Below are 20,343 nucleotides of genomic sequence, written 5' to 3'. Positions count from 1 at the left end.
ATAATCCCTCCAGATTTTAAATAGTCATAATCACCATTACAGTATTTCCAAATCTTCTATAAGTGTACCATAATATAGAAATATTCAATAATTATATGCAATTAATAAGGGAATTCACTTAATCGAATTCCCCTTGTTCCATAAGCTATTGATTTTGTACAATTGGTTTCGTTTCTAAAGATAGTGATAACCATGCTGTCTCGTCTGCAAATGTTCTTGACCAGCTGGCAACCCCTTTTAAGTCATATTTTAAGGCAAGATCCGCACGCTTGTTCAACGAGAGATCGTCTTCGAGCCAAATACGATAGGTAGAGTTCGTAGCAGGATCGATCACTTCTGCATAGTTTTGCCCGCTCGATTCATCATAGCTTGGAGTCACACTATTTAATGACAGCCATTCCTTTACCTCAGACATTGACATAGCCTTGGATGTAACTTCACCGGTTGCTTTCTCTTCCCATAACCGAGTATATAATGGTACACCAAGGATTAATTTTTCATTAGGCACTTCTTGCAAAAGTCTTTGGAGATTTTCTTCTACCCACGGAAGACTCGCAACACTCCCAGCTTTTTGAGAAGAGCCCCAATGCTCATCATAGGCCATAACTATCAAGTAATCTACGACTTCAGCTAATCTTTCCCGTTCATAAAAAGCAGACCAATTTCCCGTCGTGATAAACGTAATATCCATGGACACAATTAAACCTGCTTCATGGAAATAAGGTGCTGCCTCCCGTACAAATTGCGTAACAATCGGCCCGTCTTCTTCACGAACATTTTCAATATCAATGTTGATCCCATCTAAATGATACATTTTACTGTACTCTAGCAGCTGCTGTATGATGATTTGACGAGTTTCATAATGTTGCAGAGCTTCATGCGTAAGATCAGGATCAAACGCGTTCGAAAATAACCCCCATACCTGATACCCTCTATTTTTTGCCCAGTTGACATAATCTTGTGAACCTAAATTTTTTACGGTCCCATCCGCTCCGCTTAACTCAAACCAGGTTGGCGAAACAACATTTACCCCCGGCATCTCAGGAATCATTGCAGGATTAGGATTTTTCGTGTATACAGCTTCCCATGTTAAGTGAATCGGGCCATCAAACATAGGGATTACGGCTTCAGAAGAATCTTTTTCAATTTTGATTGTATTTATTTGCCCTTTTTCTACATATTGTTTCGGAATATAGCCGGCAATTCCGTTTTCCTTACGGATAAAATAATAATCTTCATCCTCATTTTCTATTTTGACGTTTTCCTGATCATTTACCTGTCCTGTATAAGGAGACTGCAGTTTTGGCTCTGTTCTCAATCGCAGCTTTTCCTCATTTTCATTCCCTGACTGTATGAAGCCTTCCACAAACTTTTGCCCATTTCTCACAATTTCGATGGCATTTGTTTCCGGTAATATGGAGGATTGGACTTCATAGAGTTCAAGAATAAGAGTCAATGCCACATACAGCTCTCCATTACTTTCCTTCAAAGCAGGCAAAGACAACGGAACAGGCTTTTGATTAATATAATAGACAAGGGAATCTATTGGTACTTGAATCACTTTGCTCTTTGTCGTGACAATGGCTGAATGAGACTTTTCATCATACATTAGATCGTCATCTATTTTTTCCTTCAAAAAAGTAAGCGGGATATAGACCGCCTCAGCATCACGTAATGCATTACCTTCCTGCTGCCCATTATATAAAATGGGGTTTTCACCTTTAAAATAATTCACTTTTTCTTTTGATGCAAAAGGGTATAAAATGATTAGACTACTAGAAATAATAAGCAGCATGATACCTATTAAACCTAGGAGTATTCTTTTCTTCGTGTTATTTTTTCGAGTTTTATAGACGATATTTGACATTTTGCCGTTCCTCCTCATCATTATCCTAGCGAAATGTCACCAGCTTGAAAAGCAGGAAAATGTAATAAAAAAATAAAATAATTTGGTAAATGGAATCTTTTAATTATTACATGGTAAAATAGGTATGAACTATGTGCATTCATCATTGTTATTGTTAGTATTGATTCATCGGAAAAAAAGGAGAGTTTGAATGTTTGAATACGGAATCATTGTCATTCTTGCATATTTGATCGGATCCATTCCGTCAGGCTTGATCATCGGAAAGAAGTTTTATGGAGTCGATATCCGTCAGCATGGGAGCGGTAATTTAGGAGGCACTAATACGTTTCGTGTCTTAGGCGTAAAAGCAGGCCTTATGGTGACGATCGCTGATATTTTAAAAGGAACGCTTGCTGCTTCATTACCTCTTTATATTCAGCCTGATATGCATTATTTACTGGCTGGAATTTTTGCTGTTATCGGTCATACCTACCCTATCTTTGCAGGCTTTAGGGGCGGAAAAGCAGTAGCGACTTCTGCAGGTGTCTTACTATGGTATGCACCACTCATGTTTATCATTTTGATCATCGGTTTCTTCATTTGTTTATACATAACAAAATATGTTTCATTGTCCTCTATGTTTGGCGGGCTGGTAGCGTTGATTTATTCCATTTTTGTACAAGATATTCCACTCATTATTGTAGTGGCCATCCTTGTCTCTTTTGTCGTTTATCGACATAGAGCCAATATTAAACGAATTATGGACAAAACAGAGCCAAAAGTAAAATGGCTTGGATAATAAAGAAATCAAGTAAGTACATATATGTACTTACTTTTCTTTTTCTAAAAACAGTTAATTTCCCCTATAATCTACGACCATTATTTCCGATAAATAATTCATTTTATCTATTTGATAATGATGCAGTCATTTAGTATCATTATAGAAAAGTAATCAATTTGACTTATTTTGACTATATTCTACATATTTTAATCATAAATTGTCAGTATTCGTCATACTGTTTATTAATCGATTTTTAGCTAATGGATTAATTCTTTTAAAAAGGATGCGATTGAACAATGATAAGGACGAATGATTTCCAACGTGAATCTTTGACAATTGAAATCGGTGAAACCAACTTAGATAAAGAGCAGTTATTTGATGTAAGAAAGCATGCTGCCGGATTGGCACATGAAATACGCAACCCGCTGACAACGATAAAAGGGTTTCTTGAGCTGCTGAAGCCTAGTCTAAGTGAAATGGGCAGAGGAGAATATGCTGAGATTGCGTTAGATGAGATTGATAGAGTAAATGACATTATTAATCAATTCTTGAACGATATGAAGCCTATTCATCATAAGAAAGAATTACTTTCTTTAAATGAACAACTCATGGCCCTTGTTAAATTTTTCGAAAGTGAATCAAAGGTAAAAAATATACAGCTGCATACTCATTTATCAGAAGAGAACATTCAAGTGTATATTGATAAAAACGAATTAAAACAAGTTCTGATAAATCTCGTAAAAAATGCCATCGAAGCAATCGAAGAAAGTGATAATCCTGCAGGTTATATTGATATTCGAACAGAAATAAAGGATCATCAGGCTTTTATCCATATTATCGATAATGGCTGTGGCATGTCATATGATACAATCAATCAGCTTTTTATGCCTTTTTATACAACAAAAACAATGGGGACGGGGATTGGTCTAGCTGTCTGTAAAGAAATTATCGATCATTATCAAGGTCATATTTCCATTTCCACAGATCAGAACAAAGGAAGTAAAGTTTCGATCGCACTGCCTTTACATTGAATAATGGAACGAAAAAAGAGAGTGTCCTCAGACACTCTCTTTTTTCGTTCCATTAACTGTTCAATTAATTGTCATGAAAATGCTGATGTTAAAAAATGTCCATAATTTCGGAAAGAAATCAAGAAAAATTGATATACAATAAAAATACAACTTAAACCAATTGGAGGTAATCCATATGATTAAAGAAGATAAAAATTATATTTTTTATACATCAGTAGACACAACAGATGAACAGGATGAATTTTTACTAGAATTGTTTTCCTGCTCAGACAATAATGAAGACCAAGTACCGGAAACGACCATTCATAACTTTGATGAATTAATATCATTTTTTGAAAACATGGAACAGGAACAGTCTCTTTCAGCAAATGAGAAGTAACTCACTCTATATCTTAATTAACTGAAATTTCCCATTGCCTAATACATCTTTTGTGTAGTCCAGCTTTGTATGATCAAAATAAATAAAGTCTTTCTCATTGATTAGAATGTCAACAGGATCAAATGTTTGTACTTGATCGCCAGTAATAGGCCGCTCTTCCAGAGACAGCTTAAGTTGAGGTCCGCCTCAGCCAATACCCATGGAGAGTCGGACATACAGTTTTTCCTGTTCTTCTTCTTGTTCTTGTTTTATTGCTTGATTCAATACTGTTAGAGCAGCTGCCGTAACTTTAAACAATGTAATAACATCTCCTTTTTTAATTTTATCTGCCATGTTTTAAAATAATTATCCTTATATGGGGTTTTAATCCCTTCAATCCAACGGTAAAATATGGATTAAGAATAGTAGGTTGAGGTGATCTCCCCCATTGCTGCAATTCAGACTGTTTCAAAGTAATCTTTATTTTATCTTACTTTTTATGGTGGCACTAGTTAGTTTTCAATTAAATCGTCTTACAATCGAATTTTTCATACTATTCACATTACTTATTGTTGTTGCATTTTTGAAAGAAAAACAAAGAGTATTTGTTTGGATTTCTATTGCTTATTTTTTCGGTGAATTTCTTCATTTATATGCCAATCGTTTTTTGAACGAGATGAACTTTCCTGTACATGCAGTGTATATAGCAGAAAAACTTTTATTATTGTTTCCTATTTTGTGCATTATATATGTTCGTTATAAATTCAAGCAGAATATAACCATCTTTCACCATTCTACTTCCATTTTACAAGTTTCAAACAAACATAGGAGAGCTATCTTTCTTTTACTAATTATCCTGGCTCTTTCCCTATTGATTCTTTTACTAGCCCTATACCATTTTTCATTTTCGTATGTAGGTTATATGCTTTTATATGCAGCAATCAGCAGTATGATAGAAGAAATCCTATGGCGAAGTCTATTGATGCAGTCAATGCAAAGTCTGACGAATAATTGGATGGCCTTGACCCTCTCAAGCATTGCTTATGGTTGTTCCTATCTCATGTATGGCTATTCAATTGAAATTTGTTTGGTGTTTGCATTATCCGGTTTCTTATATGGATGGATAACAATTTACTATAAGAGGCTTGTTCCATCCATCATCTGTCACTTTTTTATTTTTATCGGGATGATAGTCAGTGGAATCATACCATTTTCACTCTTTTAAGCAAAAATTTAAGTATAGTAAATAAGCAGGCGAGATCACTCACCTGCTTTATTATTTATTAAACACCTACAACCAAAGATGCTCTGTTAATCCCTCTTTTTCTAAAATTTCTTTTTGCTTTTGACCTAATAAATCAAAATGCGGGTAGCGATTCTTTCGTCTATCAATCCATTCCGCCTTCAGCCCGTACTGTTTTCCCCAATTGATTAGCTTTTCAATATCCTTACATCCTACTTTTGTGACCGTTTTACATCCTGGGAAACGGCTATCAAGCCAATAGTGAGTTAGAAAAGCAATCTCCCCTCTATCAACATTCCTTTTCCATTCAAGTAGCTCATGACGCTTGATTCCAAAAGCCATTCCCCTTCCTCCCTGGCCTCATTTATTCTTACCTATTTCTTTACTTCCTCGTATTTTTTAAACCATTCAGGAAATGCCTTTTTAAACTGAACAGGTCGGAAATTGTCTTTTTTGACAACAATATGTGTTGTTTTCCCTTCGGCACATACTTCATCATTGCCATTAACAATTGAATATCCATATACGGTTTTTAAACCATCATTTAATTCCACCCATGTGTGTACAAACGCTCTTTCACCATATCTAATCGCCTTTTTGTATGTGCAGTTCACATCATAGACAGGTGCAAAATACCCTGCCTCCTCCATTCCGACATAGCTAAAGCCAAGATCTTCAATTAGTTGTGTTCTCCCAAGTTCAAACCACTTCAAATAATTCGCATGGTAAATCACACCCATCATATCTGTATCTGCATATAAAAGTTGAATTTCTTTTGTGGAAATAAACATCTCTACCTCTCCATTTCTTCGTTTTATGTTTTATTCTTTACTTAACTTACCCAACGCTGTTTCTACATCTTCCTTTTCAATCACAATCGCTTCCTCAAGTTTTGGAAGAGAAGCATGGCTAATTAAACGACGTGCTTGAGCTTGTATCGCCTCATTCATTAAATTAGTTGCAAATCGTCCATTTCCATCAATTACATGATTACGAAGCTCTGAAAGGACAAATTGTTCTGCTTCCTTTGTCAGGTGAAAATCAAATTGCTTTCCATATAATTTCATGATTTGCAATAATTCTTCTATTGAATAATCCTCAAAGTGAAGAAATTTTTTAAATCGTGATTGTAAGCCCGGATTACTTTCTAAGAGGAGATTCATTTCATTTGGATAACCCGCAAGGACAACAACAAGGTTTTCATTATGCTTGGTCATTTCGTCTACTAAAGTATCAATCACTTCTTTACCAAAATCACCGCTTGATTGTCCCAGCAACGAATAAGCTTCATCAATAAACAAGACCCCGCCAAGGGCATCTTTAATCTTTCGTTTCGTTTTTATAGCGGTTTGTCCAACATAACCAGCAACAAAATCAGCACGGCTTGTTACGATTAAATGACCTCTTTTTAATAAACCACAATTTTTAAGGAGTTCTGCATAGATTTTCGCTACCGTCGTTTTTCCTGTTCCTGGGTTACCGGTAAAAACAGAATGAAGTTGAATGGGTATAACAGGTAAACCATGATCTCGTCTCAGTTTTTGCATTTTCACAAACGAAATAATTGAACGAACTTCATCCTTTACATTTTCTAATCCCACTAAGCCGGTTAATTTTTGCTCTGGATCTTCCTTAAATTCTGACTCTGGCTGCAGAAAATCATGTTTGTCTAATAATGAAAACTGTAGGATATCATCCTTTTCTTCGACAGGCTGACTGGATCCTTTTTGAAAAATCGCATCAAGAATCAAATGACGAACAGTCCGTGCATTCCCAAATGAATCATCCACCCGTTCTTTTTCAATCCGCTCCTCAAGAGCGATTTTCGCTTCGTCCGTAAGAATATAATCATTATCAGAGGCCATCATTTCTCCAATCATAATTAATTCTTCATTTGAATAGTCTGGTAAGGAGATATGATTCGACATAGGAAAACGGCTCCGTAAACCCGGATTGGCATCAAGGAATTGCCTCATTTCATCCGGATAACCAGCAAGAATAACCGCAAACTTTCCGCCATATTCATTGCCGGTCATTAACGAAACAAGTGTATCAATCGCCGTTTGGCCATAATCATTCCCTGATTGGCCCTCTCTCTTTAAATTATAAGCTTCATCGATAAACAGCACGCCGCCGAGAGCTCTTTCAACAGCCTTCCGCACATTTTCCTCTGTTTGTCCTACATAGGATCCGACTAATTGTGAGCGGTCAACTTCCACCACTTCTTTACCGGGCAGAACATGAAGTTCATGATAGATTTTTGCAAATAACCGTGCAAGCGTTGTTTTCCCTGTACCTGGGTTGCCCGTCAGAATCATATTCAGACTTACCTCATCTTTAGTCTGAAATCCTTTTTCCTTGCGGATTTTTTGGTATTTAAAAAACTGATAAAAATCATTTAGTTTCCTTTTAACAGCCTCAAGTCCAATCATATTATTTAACTCTTCTAATGAACTGTTTTCCTCTTTATTATCTTCTACTTCTTCCATAAACAAGGCAGACCATTGTCGTTTTATTTCTTCAATAGCAGAAAGATGCTGTTTCATTTCATCTAAATGCACAGCTGTATGAAAGGTACCCACCAAAGAACTATCATATTCGTTTGTTGCCTTTAATAAAGAGGCACTTTCCTTGATCGCTTCCTCCAAAATATCCTTCATTTTTTCATACAAATCAAGGGTATCAGCATTTGTTATGTATTTCGCAGACTGCGTATAATAGGTGATTTTTTCGATTGCCTCTTCTGCTATCGTTAAAAACTGCCCGCATATGTCTTTATATATCTCTATTGTTTGTTTCTTTGCTTGACGATTATCCGTTTCCCTAATTGGAGGAAAGGTTAATGGCTCTAATAAATATTTACTTTTTTTCCATTCGTAAGCGGCTAAAAACTCGTTAGCTCTGGTATTTGCCGGGTTCAATTCTTTCGCTTTTTCTATCCAATTCAGAACAACAGAGCCTTTTTTACCTTTAGAAAATGCGGACAAAGCCAGAATTGTGAGCAGTTGTGAAGCCAGCAGCCGATTATTTGCTTCCTTCAAATCCATATTTTGCAGGTATTTTAAAATATCGCCTTCATTTTCTGTATATCCACGTTCCTGAAGTTCTTGTTCCCAGATTTGTACCTTCTGTACTAGCTGTTCTCGTTCCTGCTGCAGCAGTCTTTCCATCTACATCACTTCTTTTTCATCTATATAATTTTGATTGAAAATAATCCTTCTTATTCTACCATATTTTTTTAAGGGAATAGTCAGCGGGTGTTTTAATTGGGGGATAAAATTTAAGTTCCACTGAAAGAATCAACTCTTTCAGTGGAACTTTGTAGAAACTAATATCTCTAATTAACGAGAAGCATTTTCATCCTTTATTTCTGAGCGCATGGCATCAATGCTTTCACGGCGGCGATCATTTTTTGCTTCAATTTGCGCACGCTCCTCGCCGCTTACATTCTGCATCGTTTCCTCAGCCTCTTGCATATTATCAATTGTATTTACAATCATTTCTTGAAGTTTTTCGACATTATCACTGCGATCGTCTGGTTTTGGTTGGTTATTGTACGTCATTTTTTATTCCTCCATATCTTAAGATTAAAAAGTACAGAGTTAGTTTGTCTCCTTAACGAAAAAATAAACAAAATAAACGAACAAAATTTTGTTTATCATAAATTTATTATGTAAACAAAAGAAAAGAGAAATACCTTTTTAGGCATTTCTCTTTTCTTTTTATTTATTCACCCTTAGTTTGAATCACTTGAGCATGTTGTCCAGATGTATCTTGCATTTTCTTTCCTTTATTTCCACCAAAGCCTCTTGGCTGTGTACCTAAAGCCTCTGGAACATGATGTTTACTATCTTTTTTTGGATTACCCATTTGAATTCCCTCCTCGAAGCTTTTCTTTCATGAGTATGCTATTACCAGCCGCTTCATTTGCTGTTGCTCCTCATGTTAAAGTATCCCCTCTATGAAAGGTTTCATTAATGGTAATGACTGTTAGCAGTATTTGTCGAAATCTATTCAGCTTTACTCAAGTGTTTCTTTTCTAATCTTTCTTCAATTTTCTCGATCGCTGCTTGATCACGTAATAATTGAAGTTTATTCTCATTAACAAGTTCTGAAAAAGAACGTTTTCTTGGTTTTCTCATTATATTTCACACTCCTTATTTACTATTGTAAAGGTTATTATGTCCTGAATCCGGACTAATTATTACAAATTTTCGAAAATTAGTCTTTTTACGAGCGATTTCGACAATTTTCTTTCTGTTTTTATTATAACATGTTTCTTCCGAAAAGTTTATTTAAAATAAAGTATTTTCTGAAAAATTATTTTATTATCAACCGCCTTTTTTGAAGATTCTATTAATAGTTAGCAAAAAAAAACACTGATCCAATCAATCAGTGTTCTTAACCTCACATCTCATCAACATATTGTTTCATAATATCCTCAGTCATAGCTGAAATATATTTATGGCGAATGATTCCTTTTTCATCAATAAAATAAGTTGTTGGTATTGTTAATACCTGATACATCGAATTCACTTCATCCTTTTCATCAAGCAATATTGGGAAAGTGATTCCCATCTCGGTTACAAATTTATTTACATTGTATTGAGGATCGATATTGACAGCTAGGATCACAACATCGTCTCCTGCTTGCTTATGAAACTTTTCCATATCCGGCATTTCTTCCTTACAAGGCGGACACCATGTCGCCCAAAAGTTTAACAGGACTTTTTTTCCTTGAAAATCTGATAGTTTGACGGTTTCACCAGCTAAATTTTTCACTTCAAAATCAGGTGCCTTGACACCAATTTTTAACCCTGGAAGGTTGTCCGGCTTTTCTTCTTTTTCCATTGCCTGCACAATCGCAACAGTCATCATTGCTAGTAAGAGCACAGCTGCTGCAACCTTTTTAACCATGAAAAATCCCCCTTGTTTTCCAGCCATTATTATGTATATTGTAACCCAAAATTAAAATATTATGAAATTATTATTCCTGTACATGAAACAAAACACCATACAAAAGAATTGTATGGTGTTTCTTAAAGATTCTTATTTTAATTTTTCACGTAGAACCATTTGTAGAATTCCACCGTGGCGATAGTAATCAATTTCTACTTCTGAGTCAAAACGAACAAGCACTTCGAATTCCTTCTTGTTGCCTGCTTCATCAGTAGCTGTTACTTTCAGTATGTCACGAGGACGAACGTTTTCATCGATTTGAACATCGATTACTTCTTTACCAGTTAAACCAAGTGTTTCAGCGCTTTCCCCATCCTTGAATTGTAATGGAAGAACCCCCATAAGAACTAGGTTAGAACGGTGAATACGCTCATAGCTTTCAGCAATAACAGTCTTGATTCCAAGTAAGTTCGTACCTTTTGCTGCCCAGTCACGAGAAGATCCCATTCCATAATCTTTACCAGCTAGAACAACTAGCCCAGTTCCATCTTCTTTATACTTCATGCATGCATCAAAGATAGATGTTACTTCACCAGTTGGCCAATAAGTTGTGAAACCACCTTCTGTACCAGGAGCGATTTGGTTGCGGATACGGATGTTTGCAAATGTACCGCGCATCATAACCTCATGGTTACCACGACGAGAACCATAAGAGTTGAAATCACGAGGTTCTACACCGTTTTCACGTAAGTATTTACCTGCTGGTGTATTTACGCCAATAGCACCTGCTGGAGAAATATGGTCAGTTGTTACAGAATCGCCGAACTTACCAACAACACGTAAACCAGATAATGGTTTAACTTCGTCTGGATCAGGCTTTAAGCCTTCAAAGAATGGCGGGTTTTGAATATAAGTTGATTTTTCATCAAAAGTATATAAAGCATCATTGCTTGTTTGAATTTTATTCCAAAGCGCGTTATCACCAAATACATTCTCATATTCAGCACGGAATAATTCCGGTGTAACCGTTTGTTTAACCACTTCATTGATTTCAGCAGTAGTTGGCCAAATATCCTTGAAGAATACATCATTTCCATCTTTATCTTTACCAAGTGCTTCATTTTGAAGATCGATATTCACTGTACCAGCTAATGCATAAGCAACAACAAGCGGCGGTGAAGCCAAGTAGTTAGCTTTTACAAGCGGATGGATACGGCCTTCAAAGTTACGGTTACCAGAAAGAACAGATGTAACAAGTAAATCGCTGTCTGATACTGCTTTTTCAATTTCATCTAATAGCGGACCAGAGTTACCGATACATGTTGTACAGCCATATCCAACTGTGTTAAATCCAAGCTTCTCAAGGTATGGAAGAAGACCTGAATCACGAAGGTATCCTGTAACAACCTTTGATCCTGGTGCTAATGAAGTTTTAACAAACTTAGGAACTTCTAAGCCTAATTCTATCGCTTTCTTAGCTACTAAACCTGCACCTACTAATACATATGGATTGGATGTATTTGTACAGCTAGTGATGGCCGCAATCGCAATCGCACCAGTTTTCATTGTTACTTCATCGCCATTAGCAAATGTAACAACTGCTTCTTTGTTAATTTCATCTGCATTTAAGCCGAAACCTTGGTTTCCTTGAGGAGCAGTAATCGCTTTGTTGAATTCTGTCTTCATTTGTGAAAGCGGTATTAAATCTTGCGGACGCTTAGGGCCAGAAAGATTTGCTTCGATTTCAGCAAGGTTAATTTCAACGACATTTGTATATACTGGTTCTAAAGCTGGATCAAAGAATAATCCATTTTCTTTACTGTATGTTTCAACAATTTTAATTTGCTCTTCAGAACGTCCTGATAGGCGCATGTATTCTAGAGATTCACCATCAACTGGGAAGAATCCGCAAGTTGCACCATATTCAGGAGCCATGTTGGCAATTGTAGCACGGTCTGCAAGTGGTAAAGCTGGTACTCCAGGACCGAAGAATTCAACGAATTTACCTACAACACCATGGCTGCGAAGAACTTGTGTTACTTTTAAGGCAAGGTCAGTAGCTGTTGCTCCGTCTGGAAGTTCTCCAACTAGCTTAACCCCTACAACTTCAGGAACCGGGAAGTATGAAGGTTGTCCAAGCATTCCTGCTTCTGCTTCAATACCGCCTACACCCCATCCAAGTACACCAATACCGTTAATCATAGTAGTATGAGAGTCAGTACCAACTAGTGTATCTGGGAATGCTTCGTATTCGCCGTCTTCATTTTCTATAGCATGTACCACGTTAGCAAGATATTCTAAGTTAACTTGGTGTACGATACCAGTTGCTGGTGGAACAGCACGATAGTTATTAAATGCTTTTTGTGCCCAGCTTAGGAATTGGTAGCGCTCAGCATTGCGTTCAAATTCTAACTCCATGTTTAGTCCTAAAGCTTCTGGAGTTCCGTATTTATCAACTTGTACAGAGTGGTCAATAACTAGATCAACTGGTTTAAGCGGATTGATTTTGTCAGGGTCTCCGCCTAAATCTGCCATAGCCTTACGAAGTGATGCAAGGTCAACAACAGCAGGTACACCTGTAAAGTCTTGAAGGATAACACGTGAAGGTTTAAATGGAACATCGATTTCTTTAACTTCATCCGTTCCCCATTTAGCTAAATTCTCAACATGCTCTTTCGTAATAACTCGTCCATCATACTGACGAAGTACAGATTCTAATAATACTTTAATAGAATAAGGCAACTTAGATACATTGCCTAATCCAGCTTTTTCTAACGCGCTTAGATCATAAAAATTATAGCGCTTCCCGTCTAATTCAAATGACTTACGGGCTTGAAAAACATCATTATTTGACATTATGTATTTCCCCCTCTTCTTTATTCTGTTCGTAAATATTTTATACAATTTTCGCACTTTTGTCGAAAAGTTTGAATTTTTTCTTTTGTCCCAAACTTCTCTAACGATTTTATTTTAATATAAGCTTCGATATAAGTAAATAACAAGAAAGTGATGTTTTTAATCAGATTAAATTATTATTTAATATAATATATCAGTTTTTTAAGATTTGTGGGAAAAATGTAAATATTATCTAATTATGTAGACTGAATCGCATGTCCTCTTTTGAATAACGACAAAAATTGCAGGGATAATAATGAAACATGGAGGTGAAGACAATGGCGAAAAGAAGGGCAAATCATATCATTCCCGGTGCTAATGCTGCTAGTGCTCAAGGAAAAGGGACTGGGTATAATGAAGAATTTTCAAATGAACCGCTGACAGAAGCGCAAAAAATGAATAATAAAAAGCGAAAGAAAAATCAATAACAAAAAAACCCCTCAGTGCAGGGGTTTTCTGTTTTCTTAAAGAGTTCCATTTACTTCATCTACCATGCTCCGCAAGTCATTTTGAAATCTTTCCAACTGTTCTCGCTGATGTTCAGAAGCGACTTCCATTGCATTTTCAATTTGCTGATAAGCTTCATTTACTTCCTTCTGTAAATGCTTTAGCTGGCTTCCATAGCTGGCTGAATCCTTCACAATGTCAAAATAGGTCTCTTGTGCATGTTCTACACCCTGTTGTGCAGCTTGAAATGCCTGCTGCTTGTTTTTATGATATGGCATATTGAATAATCCCCCCTTTGCCCATTATGTAACGTTAAATTGCGCAAACATAATGAAAAATATTCAGCATAAAAACGGTCCAATTTCTCATCCTAATCAGTGAGGAGGGATGACAGATGGTAAATAAAAACGACGGGAAAGATATGCGTAGAAACCAGCCAAAAACTTCAGGTCAGCCTGAACCGTTAAGCGGATCGCATAAAGTAAAAAACCGCAACCATACGGGACAAAAAAGCAAGTCACATCATGATATGTAATGAAAATAAAATGACTTTAAGTAGACTACAGGCTAATACTGTAGTCTACACTGTTTTTGAGTTTCGAATTAGAACATCTCATTCTTTTTCACATCTATCCAAGCATCAGTTTGTTCCAACAATCCGGCCATTTGAAATAAAAGATCCTCTCTACCTTTTGCCGATAAAAATTGTACACCAACAGGCAGTCCTTTATTCGTTACATGAAGAGGAACACTCATTGCCGGTTGCCCGGTTAAGTTTGCCATCTGGGTAAACGGAGTACGTTTTAAGTTGTTTTCAATCATTTGATCAACAATTCCTAATTTCTTCACAGCCCTTTGTAAATGTAATGTTCCAATAATATGAATTAAATAATTTTCAAATGAAGTGATGTCAAGTTCGCCAATTTTTGAAGGTGGATATGCTGTAGTTGGGGTAACGTAAAAATCATAGGTATCATGAAATGTTTCCATTTGAATGGCAGCTTTATCCCATTCCCTTATACTAAGGACAAAATCTTCGGCTGTCGTAGCTTTTCCAAGTAAACCTAAAATATATGTAGATGGTTCAACATCACCGATTCTCACCTTTCGGCCAAGCATTTCTTCTATCTCCTTAAGAGAAGCTGCTACTTCACCAAAATACAAAGTCATGAAGCTCTTGGCTAATTTTTTTCCATCAACTGGGGCATTTTTTTCCTCAACAATATGACCGAAAGATTCCAATATTTTTACTGCCTTATATACTGCTTCCTTACATTCGGGGTCCACTTCTGTACCAATGGGAGAGATGGTTGAAAAGGCTATTCGCATTGGTCTGGGAAAAGGTGTTTTTACAGCCTCGAAATAATTTACTTCATATGGGCCAGTATGAAAAGCAGCACTTCTCTCATAGCCCTTAATTAAATCGAGCATCAAAGCACTATCACGTACAGTTCGCGTAAGAACATGATCAACTGCTGCCCCTTGCCAATGTCTTCCTTCCTTTTTACCAACTGGTGTTCTTCCTCTCGTAGGCTTTAATCCAAATAAACCGGTGAAAGCAGCAGGAATACGAATGGAACCTCCACCATCATTCGCTCCAGCAATAGGAACCATTCCAGAGGCAACAGCTGCCGCTGATCCACCGCTCGAACCTCCGGGAGTGTAATTCAGATTCCAAGGATTTCTGGTTGGACCGTAAAATGCAGGTTCGGTTATCCCCATTAAAGCGAGCTCAGGGATATTAGTTTGTCCAATAAAAATAGTCCCTGTTTTCCTAATTCTTTCAACAAATGTAGAATCCTCTGCTGCCTTATAATGACAATACGCTCTAGATCCGTTCGTAATAGGCCCGTCTTTTATTTCTTGAGCAATATTCTTTAACAGAATCGGGACACCACTGAATTCCCCGGATAAATCAAATTGTTCTGCCTTCCCTTTTGCTTTGTCATACATTTTATTAATCACAGCGTTTACATCATGGTTTTTCTTTTCTATTTCTGCAATGGCCGCATCTATGACTTCTTCTGCTGTCACTTCCCGGTTTCTAATTAACTCAGCTAATCCTATTCCGTCATATTCTTTATAAGGAAAAACAGCCAACTCCCTCACCCCTGTACTAACGAATAATTAATATTATATTCTTTAACAATAGGCTATTTTCCTTTCATTTAAAAAAGGTGTTGGTAATTCACATAAGGAACTCCAACACCTTTTATAATAATAAGATCTTTACCTTAAGTTAACTCTGCCAGTGCATTAATAAGTAAGTCTTCTTCCTCTCGACTTATTGTTCGTAAATCGATTTGGATTTCTTCCCTTTGAATTCGTACAACAATGGAAGGCATTGACTTCGTTCTTAATAATGTTGCTACTTTCTCAGCAGAGAACTCTTTATGCGTTAGCGCAGCTACATAGGTTGGCAGCTCCACTTCAGGCATCGTCCCTCCGCCTACCTGACTCGTACTTTCAATAATTGAATATTGATAGGAGTCACTTACTTTTGCAAGCTTTTCGGTGAAAGTTTCGGTACGCTGCTTTAATTCTTCTTTGCCGGCTAATAAATCTCTAACAACTGGAATGTTTGTCAGCTCATTTTTTCCTTTTGCGTAATGCATCAAAGTCCCTTCTAATGCTGCAAGTGTCATTTTATCGACTCGTAATACACGGGCAAGCTGATGTTTTTTCAATTGATCAATAAGCTTCTTTTTACCTGCGATAATGCCTGCCTGTGGTCCGCCAAGCAGCTTATCTCCGCTGAACGAAACAAGATCAGGACCCATTTTTAATACTTCACCGACAACTGGTTCATCTCCAATGCCATGTTTACGGAAGTCATATAAAACTCCGCTTCCCAAATCCTCGTAGAAAATAACCTGTTCATGTTTGCCTGCCAGCTCTGCCAATTCCACAGTTCCTACTGATTCAGTAAATCCCATTACTTTAAAATTACTCGTATGTACCTTTAAAATCATTCTTGTTTCTTCATTAAGTGCCCGTTCATAATCGTACAGATGCGTTTTATTGGTTGTCCCAACTTCAATAAGACGAGCGCCGCTTTCTTCCATAATAGAAGAAATCCGGAAAGAACCGCCAATTTCAACAAGCTGACCCCTTGAAACAATCACTTCTTTTTCATTGGCTAATGCACGTAATATTATGTAAACGGCTGCCGCATTATTATTTACAACCATTGCTGCTTCAGCACCAGTAATCCGCTTAATAAGCTCTTCTACATGGGTATGTCTTGACCCGCGTTCACCTTCATCGAGCTTATATTCTAAGTTTGAATACTGACTTGCAATCTCCGTAACATGCTGTACTGCTTGTTCGCTCAAGCGGGCTCTTCCTAAATTAGTATGTAAAATAGTCCCTGTCGCATTAATGACATTCTTTAAAGTGTAGCTATATTGTCGGTCAATACTTTGTTCCATTCTAGAAAAAATGTCTTCTAAAAATCGTTCATCCCCCAGTTCAGGACCTAACCATTCATTTTGTAAAATTGACTGTCTTATTTCATTTAATACACTTGATAAAATGGAAGTCAAATTTAGCTTGTCAATCCCATATTGCTCCATCATCAGGGTAAACCGCTCATTTTTTTGCAGTTCATGAACGGGAGGTAAAGCTTTTAATAACTGTCTCACAAGAGATCCCTCCAAAACGTAAGTCGCTTCTAAGCAGCTTCTTTATTATAGCATTTTTCACCTTTCATTAGCCCGTGCATACAGTAAAATATCGTAAGGGGGATCAGAGAATGATGGTACAAGAAAAAGATGAAAAGCCGCTTGACCTTAGTGTCATAGACAAATGGCTTGAAACATTTTTTTTAGATCCTTTAACTTCCTATTTAGATGAGACAACATTTCGAATCGATCTTTTTGAAACAGCTGAGGAATTTATTGTTGAGGCTTTGCTTCAGAATTATCATGCAGAGGAAATCGAAGTACTTCTCAAAGAAGATGCCGTTTGGATTCAGGCTGGTAAAAGCAACCCAAAGGTTGAATCGAAAAGTCGAAAAATTCCTTTTCCCTTTCCCATCATAAATCACGAAGTAACTGCCAGTTTTTCAAGTGGAATTCTGGAAGTTTTCATCTCCAAACATACTGTATGTAAAGGCGAAAATCGTGTTGTCGAACTTTCATCGTAATAGTAAGTAAGAACATCCTCTTAGCATGAAGAGGATTTTTTTACATAATCGTTATTCATGTGCAAACAATATAAAAAACTTGTATACTGAAGCTTGGAGGTGAGCCCTGTGAGTGAGCAAGAGAAAATTCGTCTTACTTCATTATCAACAAAAGCTGGCTGAGGCTGCAAAATTGGTCCTGAGGACTTAGCGCAAGTTTTGCGCTTATTACCTGAACAAGAGGAAGTACCTGAGCTCTTAGTCGGACGTGAAACATCTGATGATGCAGGTGTCTATCAATTGACAGATTCTATTGCATTAATACAAACGATTGACTATTTTACCCCTGTGGTAGACGATCCATATATGTTTGGTCAAATCGCAGCGGCCAATGCCCTAAGCGATGTGTACGCGATGGGCGGCAAGCCAAAAACTGCCTTGAATATGGTCGGTTATCCAGTGAAAAAGCTTGGCGGCGACATGCTGGCTGAGATTTTACGCGGTGGTAACGATAAAATAAAAGAGGCTGGAGCGGTCCTGGTTGGCGGACATTCCATTGATGATCAGGAACCAAAGTACGGTTTATCTGTAACGGGAATTGTCCATCCAGATAAGTTCTGGAAAAATGTCGGTGCAAAACCTGGAGAAGTCCTTGTCTTAACGAAGCCGATTGGAGTGGGAATCCTCACCACCGGAATCAAACGCGGCGCTGTTACACCTGAGCAGGAAAAATTGGTGACTGAAACAATGGCGATGTTAAATAAGTGCGCTGCTGAAGTACTTAGTGATTTTACACCAAGTGCTGTTACCGATGTAACTGGATTCGGTCTTTTAGGACATGGCAGTGAAATGGCATCCGGAAGCAATGTATCACTTGTGATTCACTATCATAAAGTACCTATCTTAGATGGTACCTTACAGTTAGCGAAGGATGGCGTCGTGCCAGGAGGATCTAAGTCCAATCATAAGTGGCTTGACAAGGATGTCGACTATCAAGACATTCAACCTGAAGAACAAATCATTCTTTGCGATGCGATTACATCAGGCGGATTGCTGATAGCCATAAACGCTGAGGATGCTGAAAAATATGTCCAAGCCTTAAAAAAAGCCGGTCAGGAATCTTGGATTATCGGTCAAGTTGTTGAAAAACAGGAAAAATTAATTTCTGTTAAGCGATGAGGATTGGGAGGTATTCTCCCTCTCCTTTATTGTTTCGACGTTAGAAATATCAGATTAATTTCATTATAGGAACTTCTTCCACAATCCCTTCAAAAGAATTGACCAAAATAGCAGAAACGATTATAATATATAAATGTCATACGATGTCCCAGTAGCTCAGCAGGATAGAGCAACAGTTTCCTAAACTGTAGGTCGGGGGTTCGAATCCCTTCTGGGACGTAAAATATTCGTTAGAACACACGGGAAAACCCGTCATATCAACGTTTTAAGCCGTTAAACCAACGGTGACATAAGCGCTGATATGACGGGTTTTTTTGCGTTATTCCGAAAAAGGTATGTAAGACTAAATTTCCGCGTTTGTAAGACTTTATCGGAGGTGATTATTGCGATGAAACGAGGCTTTATCGGTGAAAGAAACGTTAAAAATAGTCCTACGTCCCCGAGAACTAAAAATGTAAACAAACGCTATACCATTGACGAGGCCCTTGACGTATTTATCCAATCAAAAGAAGCGGAAGGCCTGCGACCGCGAAGCATTGAAAACTATCGCGAGCATACAAGACACTTAATGCGATATATCGACCGTGATCCCTTCTGTATTGACGAATTGACGTCGAAATTAATTCGCGAGTATATATCTTATCTTTCTAAGGATCGCATAGCTTACGAGGAGTTCGGAAACCGTGCGCGAGAATCAAAAGGACTATCACCGTACACAATCAATCTACGTTTAAGGTCATTAAAGACGATGTGCGCGTTTTGGTATGAAGAAGGAATGCTTTCTAGCAATCCAGCGGAAAAGGTTAAGAAGGTTAAATCGGATGAGGTCGACGAGGTTCCAGGACTAACTGACATAGAAGTAGAACGCATTCTCAACTACTATGACGAACGACAATTCGCTCAATGGAGAGATAAGACATTATGTCTACTTTTATTAGACACAGGACTTCGCATTGAAGAAGCCGTTAGTCTAACGATTGATCGGATTAATTTAAGATATTGCGAGATTAATGTCCCCCCTAATAAAGCAAAGAATCGGAAGGGTCGTGAGGTTCCAGTCAGTCGCGAAGTAGCTAAACGCTTAATAAAACTGCAGGATGAAAGCCGACTTTATTTCGGAGAATGTGACGAGGTATTTATGAATGCTTACGGCGATCCTTATACCGCGGAAGCATTTAGACGGCGATTAAATCGGATGAAGAAGGATCTAGATATACCTCGGCTTCACCCACATATGTTCCGTCATACTTTTTGCCGTAACTATATCTTAAACGGCGGAGATTTATTCACTTTACAGAAAATAGTCGATCATGCGGACATCAATACAACGCGGAAATATATTCAGATGGACGAAGAACACATACGACAGCAGCATAATAAATATTCGCCGATCCGCAAGTATTTACGAAATAGAAAGAACTAATTAATACAAAGTAAAAAAGCGCCGGTTGCTACCAACAACCGAACGCCCCGGTCGCACGATAAGTACGACAAAAACTCAACTTAACGCTATTGTATCGAAAAAAAGGACGTAATGC

The 20,343-nt window shown here is 37.5% G+C and carries 21 protein-coding genes and 1 tRNA gene; 10 read left to right on the top strand and 12 right to left on the bottom strand.

Going from position 1 to position 20,343, the window contains the following annotated elements:
- Window positions 1-145: 145 nt before the first annotated feature.
- Complete coding sequence (locus tag R4Z09_RS10960) at window positions 146-1,867, bottom strand: glycosyl hydrolase family 18 protein (protein WP_338452350.1); 1,722 nt, start codon at window positions 1,865-1,867, stop codon at window positions 146-148.
- Window positions 1,868-2,057: 190 nt separating this feature from the next.
- Here R4Z09_RS10960 and plsY point away from each other — a divergent pair, with 190 nt between their 5' ends.
- From plsY to R4Z09_RS10940, 4 genes are all read left to right on the top strand, one after another.
- Window positions 2,058-2,645 carry a glycerol-3-phosphate 1-O-acyltransferase PlsY gene (plsY, locus tag R4Z09_RS10955; protein WP_338452349.1) on the top strand — a complete coding sequence of 196 codons (588 nt, stop codon included), beginning with the start codon at window positions 2,058-2,060 and terminating at the stop codon, window positions 2,643-2,645.
- A gap of 278 nt (window positions 2,646-2,923) precedes the next feature.
- On the top strand, window positions 2,924-3,658 hold the full coding sequence (locus tag R4Z09_RS10950) for an ATP-binding protein (protein ID WP_338452348.1): 735 nt from the start codon (window positions 2,924-2,926) through the stop codon (window positions 3,656-3,658).
- A gap of 175 nt (window positions 3,659-3,833) precedes the next feature.
- Window positions 3,834-4,037 carry a hypothetical protein gene (locus tag R4Z09_RS10945; protein WP_338452347.1) on the top strand — a complete coding sequence of 68 codons (204 nt, stop codon included), beginning with the start codon at window positions 3,834-3,836 and terminating at the stop codon, window positions 4,035-4,037.
- Between the two features lie 427 nt (window positions 4,038-4,464).
- Window positions 4,465-5,241: a CPBP family intramembrane glutamic endopeptidase gene (locus tag R4Z09_RS10940; protein WP_338452346.1), complete on the top strand. Its 777-nt coding sequence runs from the start codon at window positions 4,465-4,467 to the stop codon at window positions 5,239-5,241.
- A gap of 66 nt (window positions 5,242-5,307) precedes the next feature.
- On the opposite strand, the gene R4Z09_RS10935 is transcribed toward R4Z09_RS10940, so the two are convergent.
- The 8 genes from R4Z09_RS10935 to acnA form a co-directional block, all read right to left on the bottom strand.
- Window positions 5,308-5,601 (bottom strand): hypothetical protein, encoded by a 294-nt coding sequence (locus tag R4Z09_RS10935; protein ID WP_338452345.1) that lies wholly within the window; start codon window positions 5,599-5,601, stop codon window positions 5,308-5,310.
- Window positions 5,602-5,633: 32 nt separating this feature from the next.
- Window positions 5,634-6,050, bottom strand: a complete 417-nt coding sequence (locus R4Z09_RS10930; RefSeq protein WP_338452344.1) for a thioesterase family protein — start codon at window positions 6,048-6,050, stop codon at window positions 5,634-5,636.
- Between the two features lie 30 nt (window positions 6,051-6,080).
- The gene (locus R4Z09_RS10925) at window positions 6,081-8,429 is read right to left on the bottom strand and encodes an AAA family ATPase (protein ID WP_338452343.1); all 2,349 of its coding nucleotides are present in this window, start codon (window positions 8,427-8,429) and stop codon (window positions 6,081-6,083) included.
- Between the two features lie 171 nt (window positions 8,430-8,600).
- Window positions 8,601-8,822: a small acid-soluble spore protein Tlp gene (tlp, locus tag R4Z09_RS10920; protein ID WP_338452342.1), complete on the bottom strand. Its 222-nt coding sequence runs from the start codon at window positions 8,820-8,822 to the stop codon at window positions 8,601-8,603.
- A 163-nt stretch (window positions 8,823-8,985) separates the two neighbouring features.
- A complete protein-coding gene (locus R4Z09_RS10915; RefSeq protein ID WP_338452341.1) occupies window positions 8,986-9,129 on the bottom strand; it encodes an acid-soluble spore protein N in 144 nt (47 codons plus the stop codon).
- A gap of 140 nt (window positions 9,130-9,269) precedes the next feature.
- Window positions 9,270-9,401 (bottom strand): FbpB family small basic protein, encoded by a 132-nt coding sequence (locus tag R4Z09_RS10910; RefSeq protein ID WP_338452340.1) that lies wholly within the window; start codon window positions 9,399-9,401, stop codon window positions 9,270-9,272.
- Window positions 9,402-9,666: 265 nt separating this feature from the next.
- Entirely contained in the window at window positions 9,667-10,176 is a 510-nt protein-coding gene (locus tag R4Z09_RS10905; protein ID WP_338452339.1) for a TlpA disulfide reductase family protein, read from the bottom strand.
- A gap of 132 nt (window positions 10,177-10,308) precedes the next feature.
- On the bottom strand, window positions 10,309-13,014 hold the full coding sequence (acnA, locus tag R4Z09_RS10900; protein WP_338452338.1) for an aconitate hydratase AcnA: 2,706 nt from the start codon (window positions 13,012-13,014) through the stop codon (window positions 10,309-10,311).
- Window positions 13,015-13,331: 317 nt separating this feature from the next.
- Between acnA and sspO the strand changes: the two genes are divergently transcribed.
- On the top strand, window positions 13,332-13,481 hold the full coding sequence (gene sspO / locus R4Z09_RS10895) for a small acid-soluble spore protein O (RefSeq protein WP_338452337.1): 150 nt from the start codon (window positions 13,332-13,334) through the stop codon (window positions 13,479-13,481).
- A 36-nt stretch (window positions 13,482-13,517) separates the two neighbouring features.
- On the opposite strand, the gene R4Z09_RS10890 is transcribed toward sspO, so the two are convergent.
- Complete coding sequence (locus R4Z09_RS10890; RefSeq protein WP_338452336.1) at window positions 13,518-13,778, bottom strand: DUF2524 family protein; 261 nt, start codon at window positions 13,776-13,778, stop codon at window positions 13,518-13,520.
- Window positions 13,779-13,894: 116 nt separating this feature from the next.
- Here R4Z09_RS10890 and R4Z09_RS10885 point away from each other — a divergent pair, with 116 nt between their 5' ends.
- A complete protein-coding gene (locus R4Z09_RS10885; RefSeq protein ID WP_338452335.1) occupies window positions 13,895-14,035 on the top strand; it encodes a small acid-soluble spore protein P in 141 nt (46 codons plus the stop codon).
- Between the two features lie 68 nt (window positions 14,036-14,103).
- Here the strand turns inward: R4Z09_RS10885 and R4Z09_RS10880 are convergent, their stop codons facing one another.
- Both R4Z09_RS10880 and selA read right to left on the bottom strand, forming a co-directional pair.
- The gene (locus R4Z09_RS10880) at window positions 14,104-15,600 is read right to left on the bottom strand and encodes an amidase (protein ID WP_338452334.1); all 1,497 of its coding nucleotides are present in this window, start codon (window positions 15,598-15,600) and stop codon (window positions 14,104-14,106) included.
- 134 nt (window positions 15,601-15,734) lie between these two features.
- Entirely contained in the window at window positions 15,735-17,144 is a 1,410-nt protein-coding gene (gene selA, locus R4Z09_RS10875; RefSeq protein WP_338452333.1) for an L-seryl-tRNA(Sec) selenium transferase, read from the bottom strand.
- Between the two features lie 110 nt (window positions 17,145-17,254).
- Between selA and R4Z09_RS10870 the strand changes: the two genes are divergently transcribed.
- From R4Z09_RS10870 to R4Z09_RS10855, 4 genes are all read left to right on the top strand, one after another.
- Complete coding sequence (locus tag R4Z09_RS10870; RefSeq protein WP_338452332.1) at window positions 17,255-17,647, top strand: Hsp20/alpha crystallin family protein; 393 nt, start codon at window positions 17,255-17,257, stop codon at window positions 17,645-17,647.
- A 108-nt stretch (window positions 17,648-17,755) separates the two neighbouring features.
- Window positions 17,756-18,805 (top strand): selenide, water dikinase SelD, encoded by a 1,050-nt coding sequence (selD, locus tag R4Z09_RS10865; RefSeq protein ID WP_338452331.1) that lies wholly within the window; start codon window positions 17,756-17,758, stop codon window positions 18,803-18,805.
- Window positions 18,806-18,950: 145 nt separating this feature from the next.
- Window positions 18,951-19,024 (top strand) — tRNA-Arg (locus R4Z09_RS10860).
- Between the two features lie 169 nt (window positions 19,025-19,193).
- Window positions 19,194-20,228: a tyrosine-type recombinase/integrase gene (locus R4Z09_RS10855; RefSeq protein ID WP_338452330.1), complete on the top strand. Its 1,035-nt coding sequence runs from the start codon at window positions 19,194-19,196 to the stop codon at window positions 20,226-20,228.
- Window positions 20,229-20,343 lie beyond the last annotated feature (115 nt).

Origin of the sequence: Niallia oryzisoli (assembly GCF_036670025.1) — a bacterium.
Taxonomy (GTDB): domain Bacteria; phylum Bacillota; class Bacilli; order Bacillales; family Cytobacillaceae; genus Bacillus_BD; species Bacillus_BD oryzisoli.
The sequence above is the reverse complement of the archived record's forward strand: the minus strand, read 5'-3'. Positions and strand labels throughout refer to the sequence as shown.